This window comes from Bartonella fuyuanensis, from assembly GCF_014197255.1.
GTDB classification, from domain to species: domain Bacteria; phylum Pseudomonadota; class Alphaproteobacteria; order Rhizobiales; family Rhizobiaceae; genus Bartonella; species Bartonella fuyuanensis.
Genome location: NZ_JACIFE010000001.1, coordinates 153,409 through 171,818 on the forward strand (window position 1 = coordinate 153,409; position 18,410 = coordinate 171,818).

The window sequence follows — 18,410 nt, forward strand, 5'->3', positions numbered from 1 at the left end:
TTGTGTTGATGACTGTTAGGGTGTGGAACAATTTCTTATATAGGTTCTATCTACCAATTATACCAATCAATAAACGTATCGTGATAATTTGGGAAGGATTGGTATCTGCTTATGTGTCTAATGCGTTTTTTTGAGGGTAAATTAGTGAGATAAAATAAATTAATGAGATTTTGTGTAGCAGTGTTGTTAGCTTGATAAAAAATTTATGAAAGTACATTTAGATTTTATTTCAGTGATGTGCTCTGGTTGACAATAGGATAAATTTTAAGGCTTGTAGTTGCATTTTTCATCACTCATTTTGTAGGTAAAATAATCTTATTGTCCGCTTTTTCAGGTAATAAGCGATAAGTTGCGTTATTCTTTATTCTCTAGTTGTAGTTTTTTAATGTTTTGCGCATAACTCTTAAACAAATAGACAAAAAATTATGATTTTTACAATTATCTTTGTTGCCATTTGCAAAAAATCTGTAAAGGTGAAAGATGCTTCATATTCAATTTGAAAAAATAGCGCTCATTGGGATCGGTCTGATTGGATCTTCTTTAGCAAGAGTGATTAAAAAGAAAAATCTTTCAGTTCAAATTTCTATTGCAACGCGTCGTCAAGAAACATTAGAAAGAGCGCGCGAATTAGAACTTGGAGATTTCTATACAATGGATAACGCAGAAGCTGTTGAAGATGCAGATCTCGTTATTATTTCTGTTCCTGTTGGAGCAAGTGCAGAAGTAGCAAAAAATATTCATGATCATTTAAAGCAGGGAGCAATTGTAAGTGATGTTGGTTCTACAAAAGAGTTGGTTATTACAGAAATGGTGCCTTTCTTGCCTAAAACGGTTCATTTTATTCCCGGGCATCCTATTGCTGGAACTGAATATTCAGGTCCGGATGCCGGTTTTGCTGATTTATTTGTCAATCGCTGGTGTATTTTAACGCCTTTTATAGATAGTGATGCGGCAGCTGTAGCACGATTGACAGCATTTTGGGAAGCTTGTGGAGCACGTGTAGAAAAGATGGAGCCTAGGCATCATGATCTTGTTTTGGCGATTGTTTCGCATTTACCGCATCTGATTGCATATAATACTGTTGGGACAGCGAGTGATTTAGAAAAAGTAACAAATTCGGAAGTAATTGCTTATTCCGCTTCCGGTTTTCGTGATTTTACGCGTTTGGCATCCTCTGATCCCGTTATGTGGCGAGATATTTGTTTGCATAATAAAGATGCTATTTTAGAAATGTTGGGTCGTTTTTGTGAGGGACTTGCTTTTTTAGAACAGGCAATTCGTTTAGGTGATGGTGAAACACTATTTAATTTTTTTACACGTACGCGAGCTGTGCGTCGTAATATCATTGCTGCAGGCCAAGAAATTGATGCCCCTGATTTTGGGCGTCATAGTATTTCTAAAAAGAGTATGTAAAATAAGAGATTTTTGAATCATGCCTCTTAATTAGAATATTTATTCTTTAAATCATACATTGTGATAAAGCTATAGCACTATTCTCAATAATTTGTACATAATATTGATCACGAATAATGAATGCCAACATTTTTCATAATCAACACAAAGATAAGTTTTTTATAAGCTTCATGTTATCACTCTTACGAATGATGTCTTAAAAAAGACATGACGATTGATAAATATTTTTTTAAAATAAACGTATAAAACAGCAACACAATAATGTTCTATTTTGAGGATCTTATCTTGCATAAAGAATATGTACCCCCTAAAAGCAAATCCATAAATGAGCAACATAATAAGGTCTCGATACGCATTCACAAACAATACTAAAAATGCTTACGAAGAAGCGAAATTAGAAGAAAAACAAATAACTTCTTTAAATAAAGAACAATATATTGTTTTAAGTATAATATATTGATTTATTATGATAAATAATTTTTTCATATTAAATAATCACCCCCAATATAGTAAAATCATCCCACTCTTCTCTTTTTCATATTGAACCAATTAAAATCACTTCCTTGTTTGTCACAAGCAAAGTTCAGATGTAAGCAAAAATTTTACCTCTTATAGAGCATCTCGAGCATAAAGAACTGTCTTTATCAGAAGCGTTTGCAAAACATATGATTGTGCTGACTTATTTCTTCCTAAAAAACATCAATTCCCAAGAACCTTAAATTTTGCACAATCTTTATCATTTTAAAAGTCTCTCTTGAGATACTTAAGCCATCAAATCAAATTTAAGAAGAAAATAAAGATGTGCCTTTTTTTATCTCTGAAACACAACTGATACAGCAATTAACCATCTGTCTTTTCTATTCTAGACTCAGAAACTTTGTGTACTACTTAAAATAATGCTAAATAATAAATAAAAAGGAATTCGATTTAAATTAATGCAACGTCTTTTCTATAATTTATTTTTTTCTTTCATTCTGAGTTTATCTAGCACTGCTACTTTATCGCAGCCTTTTATTACTATTGATGTTACAACAGGTCATATCTTAAAACATAATCAAGCTTTTAAACGTTGGTATCCAGCTTCCCTAACAAAATTAATGACCGCTTATGTTATTTTTCGCGCCATGAACCGAGGGGAAATTTCACCAAACAAACATATCACCATCAGCGAATATGCTGCAAAAGCTCCAGCATATCATTCAGGCTATAAAGCTGGCTCTGTTCTCACACTTGATACAGCGTTAAGCATTACTATGGTTAAATCTACCAATGATTTGGCCATTGCAATGAGTGAAGCAGTTGCTGGTTCACAGAAAGCTTTTGTCCGCAAAATGAACAGCGAAGCAAAACGTTTAGGCATGTTTGGAACCCATTTTGCTAACGCAAGTGGTTTACCAAACCCTCAAAACTACTCCACCGCACGCGATATTGCTCTTTTAGCTGTCCAAATACGTCGGGAATTTCCACAATATGCTCATTATTTTTCTATTCCGGCCATTGATTTTGGTAATAACCAAAAAATCCAGCATAACTCAAACCACCTCATTGGCCGTTTTTATGGAATAGATGGTATGAAAACAGGCTTTATTTGTGCCTCTGGTTTTAATATTGTTGCCTCTGCCACCCGCAATAAACGTACAATCATTGCTGTCATATTAGGCGCTAACAACATAAGTGAGAGGGAAGAAAAAGCTGCACAACTTCTTGAAACAGGATTTTTACATCAAGGAAGCCCTCAATTAACACTAGCAACACTAAAACCTTATGGAGACAAAATAACACAAGCCAGCGATATGAGACAACAAACATGCACCCCTGAAGCCATCAAAATGCATGCAAATTCATTCGATGATCAAGGAAATATTATTCTCACCTCACCTTTTATCGCTGCTTCACCTTCATTTTCTCATCCTTTAATAGTACATCCCATTCGTACGCCACAAACACCTAAAATTCCAGCAAAACAACTAAAAAAAAATCACATTCCAGATAAAAGACACGAAAGCCATTCTATAAAAAAGCTATAAGCCACAATCTATTATTGATTACAAAACTTTGATTTATAAAAATAATTATTATTTTTATCTTGAGTAAACTCAACAAATCTCGTATGATTCTCTCGTTTTAAATCTGTATCTGTTGAATCAATTAAAACCCGTCTCTTACACATTACAAGAAGATGAGCATATAGATAAAATAATTAAAACAAAGGATAAAAATTATAGCTATAAGTCCTTCCAAGTAACAAGGGTTACACAACATTGGCTACTGAAGAAGTATTCTAGTAGCTACATGCAGCTTTATAAGCATACGAATAGTAGTATAATGGATTTCATGGGGAATTTACTATTATATTCCTCATGGACACCGTTATAAATGGAGTTAGATGATTGAGATATGTTTCTTTAAAACAAAATCATGGTTAATAAATAACATGAAAATAAAGCGTATTCCTCTCACACTTATTACTGGTTTTTTTAGGCTCTGGTAAAACAGCTTCGCTCAACCGTATGCTACAAACCCCTCTCTTAAACGAAATGTGCTATTATCAAGTAAAATCAGTATTGCCCCCCTTCTGATTGAAAAAACAACAGAAAGAATTATTGAGCTTACCAATGGTTGCTTATGTTGCAATTTACGCAGTAATCTCATCGATACATTAACTGATTTAATCAATCGCGTTCAGATAAGACAGATCAAACAGCCCCACCACATTATCATTAAAATAACAGGAATGGCTGATCCTGCCCCTATTTTACAAATTCTTTTAACCCATCCACTGTTTACTTAAACATTATTCTATAAATGCTGTTCTTGCAATATTTAATGAATTAAGTACGCTTTCCATATGTGAGCACTATCCTGAAATATATAAACAATTAATATTTGCTGATAAAATTATTCTCACCAAAACAGATCTCACGACTCCACAAATGCTTTCAAACACACTTCTTAACACATTTAAAACAATGAATCCGACAGCTCAAATAATTGACGCCCATTCTGAAGATTTCTGCTCAAATCTATTAATAAATAACACATTTTGGAATGAAAAAGGAAAAAATACACAAATTAAACAAAAACCTACGAGTATACCACATAATCACGCTCCCTATAAAACTATTCGTACTTTCCCCTTAGACCATGAAGATCCTATTGATTACACTATAATTGAAACCTTTTTAGATCTCCTACAAAACCGTTATGGTGCAAAACTATTATGTGTTAACGCAATCAAACGGTCAACATATTAAACTAATTTGTAAACCAATCACATCCCTCACATCAAATGAAAATATTATACTGTATCGCGAATTTACACACTTGTTTAAAAAAATGTTCTTCAATACTCATTATCCCTATTTTAAGACACTACCCATAAATGATATAAGAGCTAAAATTCCCCATGAAATGTATAAAACATTCACTACCTTCACTTTACAAATATCCAAACTGGAAGCATCATATTCTTAACATTTTTAAAGCACTTGGCACTGCAAAACACTCATGAGAGACATTTTTTTTACTTTAAAATTTTTTATTCATATATCGATTTTATAGCGTGTAAAAAATGATTTTAACTGATCCATCATAAACAGATTTTAGGTAAAAGAATCACGCTCGAATTCAAGCTAGAAAATAATAAATTACCATTATAAATCAAATTATTATCATAAACATTTTTAATCCTAACTAATTTATAGTCAGGTTATTTTTTCTCGAAATGCACTTCATCTATAAACCATTTTAAGTGATTCATTTTACACCTCCATCAGATAAATTCTTAGTTCTGAATATTCCACTCAACTCTGAATTTCTCCAGCGGATTGAAATAAAATTAGCTAGAGGCCATACCACATTCAAAATTTGTACATATATCTTATATAATATCATTTAAAAACAATTTATTACAGTATGAAAGCCAGAATAAAACCCTTTGACAAAAATAAAAAGAGAGGCACATTTTATGTTAACTTACTCTCCACTAAAAGCGAAAATTTCTACCGATATCGCTCTACGAACAATATAACTTTTCTAAGCAAGTTTTACTTAACTTCCCCCTTTATTTGATTTAATTTCATAAGGTTTTTATATGCAAACCCCAATGCTGTAAAATATTTATCACTCATTTTAATTCATCCATAAAGTCCTTATGTATTCTAGATTGTCACCATAAGCGACAGTATTTTACGGTAAGTCAGAATAAATATTACTTATTGCATGAGCAAAACTGAAGCTTTACCAATACCGTTGTTAAAAACGTAACGTTTTTTATAAACTTCAACGATCGGAGGCTTACGATTTTCTTCAAAAAAATCATAACCTTTCTTAAGCATAAGCCAAAATTGATAATGAGGACTATTGCGATGACGTGACATATTATTCTCAGTCATGCGGAAAGGAAAAGCTTGTAACTGAAATGCTTTTTGTCCTCCCTTAAAAGCGTCCCGTGCGAATGCATAGATCTGAGCCATGTTCTTATCACTCATAGAATAACACCCAGCGGAAAAGCAAGAGCCATGTACCATAAGATTGCTTCCTGTACGACCATTTTCCTGATCATAAAGGTTAGGAAATCCTATATTAAAAGAAAGATAATATTTTGAATAAGGATTCATTTGGTTTGCACTAATAGTATAAAAACCCTCTGGTGTCTGAAGATCCCCTTCTTTATATTTAGGTCCAAGCTTACCAGACCATTTACAAATACCATAGCGAGCAACCAAGATAAAAGGTCCTGAACGAGATTGCTTCCAAACTTCAGCAATATTTTCTTCTTTGAAAAACCGCATCACAATTGGTGCATAAAGATCAATATCATACAAAGCCATTCTATTTTGGATTTCTTGCGGAAGAGGCTGTTCAACTTTAGCAAGAATAGAAGCTGGTAATCTTCTTTCACATGCCGTCAATATTCCCATTACAGCCAAAAAAAACACCGTGAGGAATCTGTTAGATATCATCAAATAAAACTCCAATTCATCACCCCTCATAAAAAACGACTTACGCTAGTGAACGACCAATTTGAAGGTATTTTTCCCTGCGTTCTTGTTTAAGAACTTGACCACTTTTTCCAGACATAGCTTTTAAAGCCTCTGAAATAATCTCACCCGTTGCATCAATGACTATCTCTTTACCACGATGCGCTCCTCCTAAAGGCTCTAAAATAATACCATCAATAATCTTCAAGCGATATAAATCTTGAGCAGTAATACGCATATTCATTGCAGCATCTTTTGCACGGGTTGGATCACGCCATAAAATAGAAGCTGCCCCTTCTGGAGAAATAACAGAATAAATCGCATGTTCCAACATATAAACTTTATTAGCCGCTGCAATTGCTATAGCTCCCCCAGAACCTCCTTCTCCAAGAACAACTGACACAACAGGAACTTTTAAACGCAAAGTTGCAGCTGTTGACTGAGCAATTGCTTCTGCTTGGCCACGTTCTTCAGCGCTTACACCAGGATAAGCGCCTGCTGTATCAACAAAAGTGAGAAGTGGCAAACCAAAATGGTCAGCCATTTCCATAATACGCACAGCTTTACGGTATCCTTCTGGGCGTGCAGAACCAAAATTATGGCGTAAACGTGTTTGCGTATCGTGCCCTTTCTCTTGACCGATATAAGCAACTGCCTCTCCTTTAAAGCGTGCGAACCCAGCTTGAATAGCCTCATCTTCCGCAAACTTGCGATCTCCTGCCAAAGGTGTAACATCACTCAACAAACGTTTAGAATAGTCCATAAAATGGGGACGATCAGGATGACGAGCAACTTGTGTTTTCTGCCACGGCGACAATTTTTTATAAATATCGTGCAATGCCGTTTGGGAACGTTTTTCGAGGCGAGCAATCTCGTCACTCATATCAAGACTGCCTTTTTCCTGAGAAATTTTTTTTAATTCAAGAATTTTCCCATCGAGATCAGCAACTGATTTTTCAAAATCAAGATAATTATACATTGTACCAACTCATCCAGTGTCGCTTATACACCTATTAATTTGCTTTACAAAAACTTTTCAAAAACATCACCTTTTTTAATGAGCCTTTTGTTCATCGACAAGTGGATGATGCTCATTGACTAAACGATAAAGCCTGTCTTCCAACACATGGGTATAAATCTGAGTAGTAGAAATATCAGAGTGACCCAATAAATGTTGAACGGCACGCAAATCAGCACCATTTTGCAAAAGATGACTAGCAAAAGCATGGCGCAACACATGAGGAGAAAAGTGTTTACTTTTTATTCCAGCTCTTTTAGCAAGGTTTTTCAATTCTCGTGCAACGACCTGACGCGCAATATATCCTGTTTCTGAATGCGCCGGAAAAAGATAAAGACTTGTCGCATCTTTTCCCTGATCCCGCAAATTTAACCACTGCAAAAGAACTTGATATGCCTTTTTTGATAACAACACCATTCGTTCTTTTTTTCCCTTACCGCAAACCAAAATACTGTATGATTTTCCTCGAACAGCCTGTACCGGCAAACTCACCAACTCACTAATGCGTAATCCTGTTGCATAAAGCATTTCACTCAACAACTGAAGACGTAATGCACGTAGATAATTCTTGGAGCCATAAACTGCTTGATTAACCTCCAACTGCGCCAAATCAAGAATTTTTTTCATCATATCTTCACTGATAATTTTGGGCAAAGAACGCCCTTGACGAGGTGCATCAATATCATGAGAAGGGTCATCTACTCTTAAACCTTCTGCATAAAGAAACTGATAAAATTGACGCAACGTTGATAAACGGCGTGCTTGTGAAGCTACAGCAAAACCAAACGTATGCATAAGCGACAAAAGGCCAATTAAATCTTTCTTTTGTGCTGAAAAAAGTGAAACAGAATGCGAAGACAATTCATCTTGCGCCCACTGTAAATCATGTTGATAAGCTGCAAGTGTATGGCCAGAAGCCCCTCGTTCAGCACTCATCATTTCAAGAAAACGCTCTATCATAGTGTTATTTTTCATTGATTCCTTCTCAAGGAGAGATTCAGCAAATCCACAGGAACATCAACAGATATATCCACAGTTACGGGTTCAACAAAAATCACAAGAACAATCATTATACTAAAAAGAATAGCAAGCAAAATAAAAAGAATCATTAAAAATCTAGTCAATGTTGGCATAAAATAATAAACTTTCCCCCAAACCCTCTATCTCTTATCCTACCTTATAAAGATTAACAGGAATTGACTTTAAAGCGATAAATGCTGAAATAAGGTATGAAAAGTAATCAATCCCAATATCTTCCCCTGTCACAAGTGAAAAGACAACTTTTATCATCGCTCGATAACCAAGCTCTTGTGTTTATTGGTCTTATGGGGGCAGGAAAATCCGTCATTGGAAAACGCGTTGCCCTCATGCTTGATTTACCCTTTTATGATTCTGATCAAGAAATCGAAAAAGCAGCGCAAATGCCTATCACAGAATTTTTTAAAAGCTACGGTGAAGCGGAATTTCGTATTCTTGAACAGCATATTATTCTCAAGCTCATAAAAAAAAGCCCTCTTATTTTAGCAACAGGTGGTGGTGCCTATATCCATCAAGATACACGAAAAGCCATTCATCAAAATGGAATATCTATCTGGTTGAAAGTAGATCTCGATATCCTTATGCAACGTGTTTCCAAGCAGCCAACGCGACCACTTCTTCAAACAGCAAATCCTAAAGAAACGATGCAAAAACTCATGGAACAGCGTTATCCTCTCTATGCAAAAGCAAACTTAACAATTAATAGTCATAAAGAAAGTCCCTCCAAAGCAGCCAAAAATGTCATAAGATCTATACAGCACTACCTCTCTACAAAAAAATAACGATAGAAAGAATAAGCATGCAAGCAAAAACCATAACCGTTAAATTAGGCAAGCACTGTTATGATATTATTATTGGTCCAAATCTCATTACACAAGCTGCTTTACATATTAAACATTCTCTTCAACACAACGACTTTCATCAAATGCGTTTGGCAATTGTTACAGATACAAATGTGGCATCCATCCATTTGAATACATTACAAGCAGAGTTAATAAAAAATAAAATCAATATTGTCCCTATTATTGTAGAAGCAGGAGAACAATCAAAATCATTTTCAACCCTACAAATTGTTATTAATGAAATTCTTGCTGCACGTTTAGAAAGAGGTGACTGTGTTATTGCTTTTGGCGGTGGTGTCATCGGCGATCTAGCAGGATTTGCAGCAAGTATAATTCGCCGTGGTATGAACTTCATTCAAATTCCCACAACGCTTCTTGCACAAATTGATTCCTCTGTTGGTGGGAAAACGGGCATCAACAGCCAGTATGGCAAAAATCTTATTGGTGCTTTTTATCAACCGCAATGCGTTATTTCTGACACATGTATTCTTGATACCCTACCCCTGCGCGAATTTCGAGCTGGTTACGCAGAAATAGTCAAATATGGACTCATTAACCAGCCTAACTTCTTTGAATGGCTTGAAAAAAATGGACGAGAAATTTTTTCTAATGGCCCAATAAGAACAAAAGCCATTGTTCGCTCATGTCAATTTAAAACTGCCATTGTAGCACAGGACGAACACGAAACAGGAGAGCGTGCACTCTTAAATCTCGGCCATACATTCGGACACATGCTTGAAACAGCAACCACTTATGACTCAAAACGTTTAATTCATGGCGAAGCTGTAGCTATTGGCATGGTTCTTGCACATCAATTCTCTGCTCAACTGAATCTAATAAACTCCACGCTCATCTATCGTATTGAAGCACACCTTAAAGCTGTAGGCTTGCCTACCCAATTAAAAGATATCCCAGGAAATCTACCAGATGCCGAAGCTTTAATGGCTCTCCTTACTCAAGATAAAAAAGTTTCACAAAATAATTTGACTTTCATTTTAACACGCGGACTTGGTCAATCATTTATTGCAAAGAATGTTCCACCCGATGCAGTTTTATCTTTTTTGAAACAAAAATTAACAGAAATTCGTTAATTCATATTGAATATAATTGATTCGTTCTTATACTTCTATTAAAGGAATAAATATGATGATGTCTGCGTAGCTCAGTAGGATAGAGCACAGGATTCCTAGAGAAATTGGGCACTTTAAGGAGAAATCTTTAAAGCGGATCTGCTCAAATTCGGGGAAAGCTTCATGGGCAACTATGCCAATCCCGAGCCAAGCCTCTCTCCATAAGAGAGGAAGGTGTAGAGACTGAACGGGCAGCACCTAAAAGGCACAAGCTTCAAGGTGAAGAGACAGTCCAGACCACAAACAGCCAATAAGGCTGGCGGTGAAAACCGAAGTGGTATGAATCCTGGGGTCGCAGGTTCGAATCCTGCCGTAGACACCATCATATAAGACAAATTACTTTTCATATAGGAAAACATTATGAAAAAAACTCTAGGTATTTTAGGATTCTTTTCCTCTTTATTATTTTTTAATGTCAGCTCTACCTTGGCTGCTTCTTTAAATATTGAAGTATCAGATAATCCAAAAACACAAACCATAACTTATCAATGTAATATAGGAGAAAAAAAAGAACGCATTGAAGCGACCTATTACAACGCTGACAATATTTCATTAGTTGACTTCAAATGGAAAGGTGATCGTATTATCGCTGCTAATGTTCTTGCTGCTTCTGGAACAAAATATGTAGGAGAACAGTATATCTGGTGGGAAAAAAACAAAGAAGTAACACTTTACGATCTTATTCAAGACCCAGAAGAAAAAAATCCCATCCTTTGTAAGGATGAATCAACGTTATTATTTTAAATAACTGAGGAGATATCATGAAAAAAGCTTTTATTATAGGATTTTTCGCTGTTTTAAGCCTACCACTATTCGGCTCACTTAATGCCTTTGCCGGTTCTCTAGTCATTGAGGTACCAGATGATCCAGAGCCAACAACAAAAATTACTGCCTATCAATGCGATACAGGAACAAGTAAAGAACGTGTTGAAGCGACCTATCTCAATGCTGATAATATTTCACTCATTGATTTCAAATGGAATGGAAAGCGTATCATCGCTTCCCGTAGTATAAGTGCTTCTGGAGTAAAATATATGGGAGGACCATATATATGGTGGACAAAAGGAAACGAAGCCACACTTTCTGATCTCATAAATGATCCAGAAGAAAAAAATCTTATTCAATGTGTAGAAGAACAAAAAACAGAATAAAAAATCTTATTGCATTTTAAAAATCGCTCTGGTTCGTATCACATGATCTTTCTTCTAAAGCAAATGTGTTTCCTTCCATCTGACGTGATAAAAGAGCCAGAGGTTTTTCTAATTTATTCTTTGAATCGTGTCGATGAACTGCAGCTTGTGATACGAGCATAGAAGCAGCTGGTATTGTTACAAGTAAAAAAACCATCAATAAAAATTCGTGAAAAACGAAATGATGATCTACAAAAGTTGAATAAAGAAACGATGCAATAAGAATACTTCCTGCGCCCCAACTTGTACTTAACGAAAGCATATGTAAACGCTTATAAAAAGTGGGAAGACGCATTAATCCTATCATTCCAATCAATGTGAGACCGGATCCCACTATCAAAAAAAACGTAACAACAATAGCAACAACAAGTGATACATCCTCCTTCATTCAATAACCTCCCCCCGCATTAAAAACTTTGCCAACGCCATACTTGATACAGGACCCAATAATCCAATAATGAGAGCTGCAACAAAATAAATAGTTGTTCCTGAACGAATATCGAATGTAAGAAACAAAAGAATAGTGATTATATAAAGAGCATCCAAACCAACAATCCGATCTTGCGCTCTTGGCCCACGAATTAACCGAAAAAGTGCAAGAATCATTGCCAAACTTAAAAAAAACTGCGAAAGATAAAGCCCCCAATAAAGGATTACCATACTCATTAAAAAATCTCCAAAAGTAATTGTTCATAGCGTTTTTTAATTAATTTGGAGTAATTATATCCACTTTTAAAATTTAAGACATGAAGCAAAAGTTCACTATTCTTTTTATTATAGGCAATCCAAACAGTACCTGGGGTTGCAGAAAGAATGCACGCCAAAACAGCTAAAGCCGTAGAACTTTTAAGCGAAAGGGGCACTACAATAAAACCAGACTGATATTTTTGAGATCTTTTGGTTAAAACGAAGTAAGACACTGCAATATTTGAAACAATAGAATCAATAAATACGCGAAAAGACAGCTGAAAAACTGCACGCCAACTTTTAATAATTATCTTCTCCGATTCAAGAAGCCGCATCATCCAACCTCCAAACAATGCAATGATAATTCCCAAAAGCAATTGGCCGAAACTAAAACCATTTAAGATCAGCCACATAAAAACAATTGCTACACTAGAAAAGGAGAAAAAATAACAATATTTCACCGCTTCATCCCCTTATTTTCGAGAGAAAAATCATCTAACACACTTCCAATATAATTTTGAGGTTCATATAAAGTTTTAGCTGTTTCAAACATATAACGACTAATAGGACCAGCAACAATTGTAATAACAAAACACAAAACCAGGAGTACAGCAACGGAAGCAAATTCAATCACCTGGACCCGTGGAATCTTTCCTTCAAGAGAAACCCAAAAAGTTCGAATACCCGTTCGTGTCATCGCAATCAAAGCAGCAAAACTAGATATAGTGACAAAAATGATAAAAAGCCAACCATGATAAACAGGTAGATTGGTCGAAATATTTTCTTTACTGTGGTTTAAGACTGCCATAAACATCATAAATTTAGCCACAAAACCAGAAAAAGGTGGTAGACCAATAATCAAAAGTGCACAAAGCCCAAAACAAGCACCAAGAATTGCTAAAGTTACCGGCAAATAGGTCCCAACTTCATCTTCCTCCTCCTCTTCATCGTCACCATAGACTTCCATTGTCACCGTCAAAACATTGGCTGCCACATCTTGACAACGTTCAACCAACTCGACCAAAAGAAAAAAAGCACCCAGTGCCAAAGTTGAGGAAACAATATAAAATAGTGCACCAGCAATCAACGCTGGATTGCCAATTCCTATTGCTGTCAACAATGTCCCAGAAGAGACTAAAACACTATAAGCTGCCAAACGTACCAAAACTTGACTTGCCAATACCCCAATAAAACCAAAAGCCACAGTAGCAAGACCACCGTAAAACAAAACCGTTTGACCAAAATGGATAAAATGCCCACTTCCAGGTCCAAACCATAACAATGTTAAACGTAAAATAATATAAATACCAACTTTGCTTAAAAGTGCAAAAGAAGCTCCAACAGGCGCTGCTACTGCGCTATACGTTGGCATCAACCAAAAATTCAAGGGCCACATCCCTGCTTTAAGCAAAAAAGCAATCCCCAAAAGTGCAACCCCTATTTCAAATAAAGTCATATTGCCAGAAGCTATATATTTTATTTTTATAGCCAAATCAGCCATATTAAGCGTGCCTACAATTCCATAAATAAGCGCCGCACCAATGAGGAACAATAATGAAGCGACCAGATTAACCACGACATAATGCAACCCAGCACGCACACGTAACGGACCAGAGCCATGCAACGCAAGCCCATAAGAAGCCGTTAACATCACTTCGAAAAATACAAATAAATTAAATAAATCACCAGTTAAAAAAGCACCGTTTATTCCAACGATGAAAAATTGCATCAATGACTGAAAATGAGGACCTGCTTTATACCAATGTGCCCGAGCAAAAACCAATGCAACAGTTGTCAACAAACTTGAAAGTAAAAGCATCATAGCACTTAAGCGATCAAGCACCAAAACAATACCGAACGGTGAAGGCCAATTCCCAAGCCGATAAACATCTAAAGCTGGTGCAACCTCAAAAGCACGCCTCGCCAATAAAACAGCAACCACAACTAACAATGCAGAAGAAAAAATACTTATGAGTGATTTCAATTTTGAACGACGTTCATCATAGAAAAGAAGAAGTGCACCAGTACTTAACGGCAAAAGAATAGGCAAGATAAGAAGATGATGCACGCAAACTTCCATCACAGTACCTCACGTCCATCAACATGATCTGAACCTGTTAAACCACGTGAAACCAAAAGAATAACCAAAAATAAAGCTGTTGTTGCAAAACCGATCACAATCGCTGTTAAAACCAAAGCCTGTGGAAAAGGATCAACATAATTAGCTGGATTAATCGCCGTAGTAGGATCAACAATTGGCGCTGCATTACTCCGTGGCCTACTCATTGCAAACATGAAAAGATTAACACCATGGGCTATCAAAGACAAACCAAGAATGACTTGAAAAGTTCTGGGACGCAAAATGAGCCAAATTCCAGATCCGACAAGAACACCAATAGCCAAAGAAAGAATAATTTCCATTAATTTTCCTTTTCTTTCAAAGCAGGTTTTTTACCGATTCTGTAACTACGAATTGACTGATGTGCAAGTGCAATTAAAATGAGAACCGTTGCGCCTAAGACAAGAGAAAACACACCAAAATCAAATAAAAAAGCCGATGCTATAGGAACCTTTCCAACCAAAGGCACATGAACATATTGGAAAAATGATGTTAAAAAAGGATACCCCACAAACAAAGCCCCTATTCCCGTCAGCACCGATAGCAATAGGCCAAAGCCCATCCAGCGTAAAGGCAAGATTCTTAAATGATTTTCTACCCAACGAATATCCTGTGCAAGATATTGCAAAATAAAGCCTATCGCCAAAGTCACCCCCCCCACAAACCCTCCTCCTGGAAGATTATGCCCTCGTACAAATAAATAAAAAGAAAAAGCGATAATAATAGAAAAGAGCCACCCCATAATAACAGAAGGAATAGCGAGATAATTCAACACTGTATCCCCCACATTTCGGTCTGCCTGTGCCTTATCAAAAGCTTCCTGAATACGTTGTTGAAACGGTGCATCAATACTTTCAGAAGCAGGGCGGAATCGACGCAAAAGGGCAAAGACAGTAAGTGAAACAGCTCCCAAAACCACAACTTCCCCCATAGTATCAAAACCACGGAAATCAACTAACAATACATTCACAACATTGCGACCACCCGTACCGGAATAAGCATTCTTTAGAAAAAAATTAGAAACTGTCATCCCTTGAGGACGTGTCATCACCGCAAAAGATAACCATGCAACACCAAAACCTCCCATAATTGCTATAATAAAATCACGAACACGACGTAACCGCACCCCAAAATGGACAGACGCTGGAGCGGGTTGATGCACACGCTTTGGCAACCAACGCAAACCAAGCAATAATAAGACAGCTGTCACAACTTCAACAACCAATTGTGTTATTGCCAAATCAGGCGCAGAGAGCCATAAAAAGGTTGCACAAGTCATCAAGCCTGCTCCCCCCAACAACATGAGTGATGCAAGACGATGAAATTTTGCTTGCCAAGCCACTAAAAGAGCGCACAATCCACCGACTAACCAAAGAGCGAGAAAAGGAATATCAAGTGGAAAAAGTGGTAATTCTCCTGCTACAATTAAACCATCATACAAAAGCAAAAGACCAATAAAGATAAAACACACACTAAAGATCCAATGCAACTGTATTTGCAAACGGCGTGTTGACAAAACAGATTCTACCGCACGAGCCCATTTCCAAGAAATAATCACAAGAACGCGTTCAAAAATACGCGGTCCTTTCAAATGACGAAAAAAAGGAGCTCCATCATCACAAGATAAAAAATAACGCCGCCCGACAACATAGAGCAATCCGCCCCCTAATAAAGCCACCAAACTCATCATTAATGGCGTATTAATCCCATGCCAAACAGCCAAACTATAAGAGATTGTCATCGATCCTAAAACAGACACAACAGCATTATCTAAAATGGGTCCGATTGTTAAATTAGGAAAAATACCAACTGCTAAACAAATAAACACCAAAAATTCCATCGGTAAACGCATAAAATACGGTGGTTCATGCGGACTTTTGGGTAATTTATCGAATTTTGGTCCCCAAAAGACACCATGAATAAAACGTATAGAGTAAGTCACACTAAACAAGCTAGCAAGCGTTGCTACATAAGGAGCAACCCAATCAAGCCATGATTCCATATGCGTTTCAACTGCCTCAGCAAAAAACATCTCTTTTGACAAAAAACCATTTAACAAAGGAACTCCAGCCATCGCTGCACTTGCCACTAAGGCAAGAGTTGCTGTAATCGGCATAAAGCGATAAAGACCTGTTAGTTTCCGCATATCACGTGTTCCTGTTTCGTGATCAATAATGCCGGCAGCCATAAATAAAGAAGCTTTAAAAGTAGCATGATTGGCCATATGAAAAATCGCTGCAACACATGCCAGAGGACTCCCAAGGCTTAAAAGCGTGGTAATCAATCCAAGATGACTAATCGTTGAGTAAGCAAGCAATCCCTTTAAATCTTGCTGAAACATAGAACAATAAGCACCAAGAAGAAGAGTAGCGAGACCTGAAAAACCAACCAGCAAAAACCAAGACTCTGTCCCAGAAAGCACAGGCCATAAACGAACCAGCAAAAACAACCCTGCTTTCACCATCGTTGCTGAATGCAAATAAGCCGATACAGGTGTTGGAGCTGCCATCGCATTGGGCAACCAAAAATGAAAAGGAAACTGTGCACTTTTTGTTAACCCACCCAATAAAAGACAAATAAGGGCAGGACAATAAAGTGAACTTGACCGGATCATATCTCCAGACTGTAAAATTTTATCCAGATCAAAACTACCAACGATGTACCCAATCAACAAAACCCCAATAAAAAGAGCAAAACCACCAAAACCCGTAATTGTTAAAGCCATACGCGCCCCTTCACGCGCACTAGCATTATGATACCAGTAACCAATCAACAAAAAGGAAAAAATACTTGTAAGTTCCCAGAAAACAACCAAAAAAACGAGATTACCTGATAAAACAATCCCTGTCATCGACCCCATAAAGGCCAGAAAAAAAGAAAAAAAACGCGGTACAGAATCTACCGGATCCATATAATAACGCGCATAAACAACGACAAGCAGCCCAATTCCTGTAATGAGCAAGCAAAAAAGCCACGAAAGACCATCCATCCGAAGGATGAAATCTCCTCCCCATTCTGGAAGCCAAGAAATATCTAAACGTACGATGTGATTTCCACGAACTGCCGGATAAAGCATAATTGTAAAAAGAAGACTCAAAAGAGCAATACCCCCAGCAAACCATGCTTCATTATTTTTTGCTGTCGAACGAAAAAAACCAATAACGGCACTTCCACCAAAAGGAAGCAAAACGAGTAATATCAACATTGCTTCCCGTGTTGTCATTCTTTCAGCTCCCTACTGCTCTTAATATTTTGTCATCGACAAAACAAAAATTTATACTTTTACCCCCCATTCCACACTTAATGATAATAAGATTTCCTAAAACTTAAAAGCATTTAAATTTTTCAAAAAATAATGCTTGCATAAAAATGCTGCACATCACATAGGTTTTCTCTTTATTGTAAGAACAATAACACCCACGACAAGAAGTAATTAAAATTTTATTTAATAATTTCTATCCTTTAAAAAAGCGCGATAAACACTGTTTTCGAGGCCCATGAAACGGTTGAAAACTATTATTATTTTTATTATAAGAGCGATAACGCGCACGACAAGCTTCAAAGTGTTGTTTTAGCATCCATGGTTCTTTTTTTTCTAATTTTTCTGAAGAAGAAATTAAAAATACTCTCTTAGTATCTGAGACAACTTTTAATGGTGCATGTTTTGTGCTTAAGTGCAGTAATGGAACAAATGCCTCTTCAGGATACCACCAATTATCTTTATACTTAATGTAACCACGCCGATAATGATGATAACCCTTAAAACCATTAAGCTCTCTCCGCCCTGTAAAAATCAAAGGCACCGAACTCTCTTGAAAAGATGTCTGCGATATCAGTTTGGCTGTAGCATCACTCCGATTTTTTACAAAATTAGGAAAAATGACTGTTATAATGAAAAAAATGCTAACAAATACAAAAGCTAAAGCATAATATAATTTTTTTTTCATACTCATAACGCAAAACTCAAAATAATAAACAACAGCAGTTACAG

At 36.5% G+C, this 18,410-nt stretch carries 15 protein-coding genes and 2 pseudogenes; 7 read left to right on the forward strand and 10 right to left on the reverse strand.

Features of this window, described 5'->3' with window-relative positions; translation table 11 throughout:
* The first annotated feature begins 480 nt into the window (after positions 1-480).
* From GGR08_RS00585 to GGR08_RS08610, 3 genes and pseudogenes are all read left to right on the forward strand, one after another.
* Positions 481-1,413 (forward strand): prephenate/arogenate dehydrogenase family protein, encoded by a 933-nt coding sequence (locus GGR08_RS00585; RefSeq protein WP_183193476.1) that lies wholly within the window; start codon positions 481-483, stop codon positions 1,411-1,413.
* 935 nt (positions 1,414-2,348) lie between these two features.
* The gene (locus GGR08_RS00590; protein ID WP_183193477.1) at positions 2,349-3,440 is read left to right on the forward strand and encodes a D-alanyl-D-alanine carboxypeptidase family protein; all 1,092 of its coding nucleotides are present in this window, start codon (positions 2,349-2,351) and stop codon (positions 3,438-3,440) included.
* Between the two features lie 407 nt (positions 3,441-3,847).
* Positions 3,848-4,649, forward strand: a pseudogene (locus GGR08_RS08610) (CobW family GTP-binding protein); the annotation flags it as partial.
* Positions 4,650-5,627: 978 nt separating this feature from the next.
* On the opposite strand, the gene GGR08_RS00600 reads toward GGR08_RS08610, so the two are convergent.
* The 3 genes from GGR08_RS00600 to GGR08_RS00610 form a co-directional block, all read right to left on the reverse strand.
* A complete protein-coding gene (locus GGR08_RS00600) occupies positions 5,628-6,377 on the reverse strand; it encodes a L,D-transpeptidase family protein (RefSeq protein WP_183193478.1) in 750 nt (249 codons plus the stop codon).
* Positions 6,378-6,417: 40 nt separating this feature from the next.
* On the reverse strand, positions 6,418-7,374 hold the full coding sequence (locus tag GGR08_RS00605; RefSeq protein WP_183193479.1) for an acetyl-CoA carboxylase carboxyltransferase subunit alpha: 957 nt from the start codon (positions 7,372-7,374) through the stop codon (positions 6,418-6,420).
* 75 nt (positions 7,375-7,449) lie between these two features.
* Complete coding sequence (locus GGR08_RS00610; protein ID WP_183193480.1) at positions 7,450-8,388, reverse strand: site-specific tyrosine recombinase XerD; 939 nt, start codon at positions 8,386-8,388, stop codon at positions 7,450-7,452.
* A gap of 254 nt (positions 8,389-8,642) precedes the next feature.
* Between GGR08_RS00610 and GGR08_RS00615 the strand changes: the two are divergent.
* The 4 genes and pseudogenes from GGR08_RS00615 to GGR08_RS00630 all read left to right on the forward strand — a co-directional run bounded on the left by GGR08_RS00615 (position 8,643) and on the right by GGR08_RS00630 (position 11,574).
* Positions 8,643-9,276 (forward strand): annotated as a pseudogene (locus GGR08_RS00615) (shikimate kinase).
* On the forward strand, positions 9,251-10,384 hold the full coding sequence (gene aroB, locus GGR08_RS00620) for a 3-dehydroquinate synthase (protein WP_183193482.1): 1,134 nt from the start codon (positions 9,251-9,253) through the stop codon (positions 10,382-10,384). The pseudogene GGR08_RS00615 and the gene aroB overlap by 26 nt, the downstream one beginning before the upstream one ends.
* Positions 10,385-10,783: 399 nt before the next feature.
* Positions 10,784-11,167 carry an MliC family protein gene (locus tag GGR08_RS00625; RefSeq protein WP_183193483.1) on the forward strand — a complete coding sequence of 128 codons (384 nt, stop codon included), beginning with the start codon at positions 10,784-10,786 and terminating at the stop codon, positions 11,165-11,167.
* A gap of 17 nt (positions 11,168-11,184) precedes the next feature.
* On the forward strand, positions 11,185-11,574 hold the full coding sequence (locus tag GGR08_RS00630) for an MliC family protein (protein ID WP_183193484.1): 390 nt from the start codon (positions 11,185-11,187) through the stop codon (positions 11,572-11,574).
* A 16-nt stretch (positions 11,575-11,590) separates the two neighbouring features.
* Here GGR08_RS00630 and mnhG read toward each other — a convergent pair whose 3' ends face one another.
* The 7 genes from mnhG to GGR08_RS00665 form a co-directional block, all read right to left on the reverse strand.
* Positions 11,591-12,001 (reverse strand): monovalent cation/H(+) antiporter subunit G, encoded by a 411-nt coding sequence (gene mnhG, locus GGR08_RS00635; RefSeq protein ID WP_183193485.1) that lies wholly within the window; start codon positions 11,999-12,001, stop codon positions 11,591-11,593.
* On the reverse strand, positions 11,998-12,279 hold the full coding sequence (locus GGR08_RS00640; RefSeq protein ID WP_183193486.1) for a K+/H+ antiporter subunit F: 282 nt from the start codon (positions 12,277-12,279) through the stop codon (positions 11,998-12,000). Before GGR08_RS00640 ends, mnhG begins: the two co-directional genes overlap by 4 nt.
* Entirely contained in the window at positions 12,279-12,761 is a 483-nt protein-coding gene (locus GGR08_RS00645) for a Na+/H+ antiporter subunit E (RefSeq protein ID WP_183193487.1), read from the reverse strand. The genes GGR08_RS00640 and GGR08_RS00645 overlap by 1 nt, the downstream gene beginning before the upstream one ends.
* On the reverse strand, positions 12,758-14,380 hold the full coding sequence (locus tag GGR08_RS00650) for a monovalent cation/H+ antiporter subunit D (RefSeq protein WP_183193488.1): 1,623 nt from the start codon (positions 14,378-14,380) through the stop codon (positions 12,758-12,760). Before GGR08_RS00650 ends, GGR08_RS00645 begins: the two co-directional genes overlap by 4 nt.
* Positions 14,380-14,721, reverse strand: a complete 342-nt coding sequence (locus GGR08_RS00655) for a Na+/H+ antiporter subunit C (protein ID WP_183193489.1) — start codon at positions 14,719-14,721, stop codon at positions 14,380-14,382. The genes GGR08_RS00650 and GGR08_RS00655 overlap by 1 nt, the downstream gene beginning before the upstream one ends.
* Positions 14,721-17,642 carry a monovalent cation/H+ antiporter subunit A gene (locus GGR08_RS00660; protein WP_183193490.1) on the reverse strand — a complete coding sequence of 974 codons (2,922 nt, stop codon included), beginning with the start codon at positions 17,640-17,642 and terminating at the stop codon, positions 14,721-14,723. The genes GGR08_RS00655 and GGR08_RS00660 overlap by 1 nt, the downstream gene beginning before the upstream one ends.
* Before the next feature lie 232 nt (positions 17,643-17,874).
* A complete protein-coding gene (locus GGR08_RS00665; protein WP_183193491.1) occupies positions 17,875-18,372 on the reverse strand; it encodes a BA14K family protein in 498 nt (165 codons plus the stop codon).
* Between the last annotated feature and the right edge of the window lie 38 nt (positions 18,373-18,410).

Excerpts from the sequence above, each read along its gene's own strand:
- GGR08_RS00585 (WP_183193476.1), top strand. The coding sequence starts at position 481 with ATGCTTCATATTCAATTTGAAAAAATAGCGCTCATTGGGATCGGTCTG.
- GGR08_RS00590 (WP_183193477.1), top strand. The coding sequence starts at position 2,349 with ATGCAACGTCTTTTCTATAATTTATTTTTTTCTTTCATTCTGAGTTTA.
- GGR08_RS00600 (WP_183193478.1), bottom strand. The coding sequence starts at position 6,377 with ATGATATCTAACAGATTCCTCACGGTGTTTTTTTTGGCTGTAATGGGA.
- GGR08_RS00605 (WP_183193479.1), bottom strand. The coding sequence starts at position 7,374 with ATGTATAATTATCTTGATTTTGAAAAATCAGTTGCTGATCTCGATGGG.
- GGR08_RS00610 (WP_183193480.1), bottom strand. The coding sequence starts at position 8,388 with ATGAAAAATAACACTATGATAGAGCGTTTTCTTGAAATGATGAGTGCT.
- aroB (WP_183193482.1), top strand. The coding sequence starts at position 9,251 with ATGCAAGCAAAAACCATAACCGTTAAATTAGGCAAGCACTGTTATGAT.
- GGR08_RS00625 (WP_183193483.1), top strand. The coding sequence starts at position 10,784 with ATGAAAAAAACTCTAGGTATTTTAGGATTCTTTTCCTCTTTATTATTT.
- GGR08_RS00630 (WP_183193484.1), top strand. The coding sequence starts at position 11,185 with ATGAAAAAAGCTTTTATTATAGGATTTTTCGCTGTTTTAAGCCTACCA.
- mnhG (WP_183193485.1), bottom strand. The coding sequence starts at position 12,001 with ATGAAGGAGGATGTATCACTTGTTGTTGCTATTGTTGTTACGTTTTTT.
- GGR08_RS00640 (WP_183193486.1), bottom strand. The coding sequence starts at position 12,279 with ATGAGTATGGTAATCCTTTATTGGGGGCTTTATCTTTCGCAGTTTTTT.
- GGR08_RS00650 (WP_183193488.1), bottom strand. The coding sequence starts at position 14,380 with ATGGAAGTTTGCGTGCATCATCTTCTTATCTTGCCTATTCTTTTGCCG.
- GGR08_RS00655 (WP_183193489.1), bottom strand. The coding sequence starts at position 14,721 with ATGGAAATTATTCTTTCTTTGGCTATTGGTGTTCTTGTCGGATCTGGA.
- GGR08_RS00660 (WP_183193490.1), bottom strand. The coding sequence starts at position 17,642 with ATGACAACACGGGAAGCAATGTTGATATTACTCGTTTTGCTTCCTTTT.
- GGR08_RS00665 (WP_183193491.1), bottom strand. The coding sequence starts at position 18,372 with ATGAGTATGAAAAAAAAATTATATTATGCTTTAGCTTTTGTATTTGTT.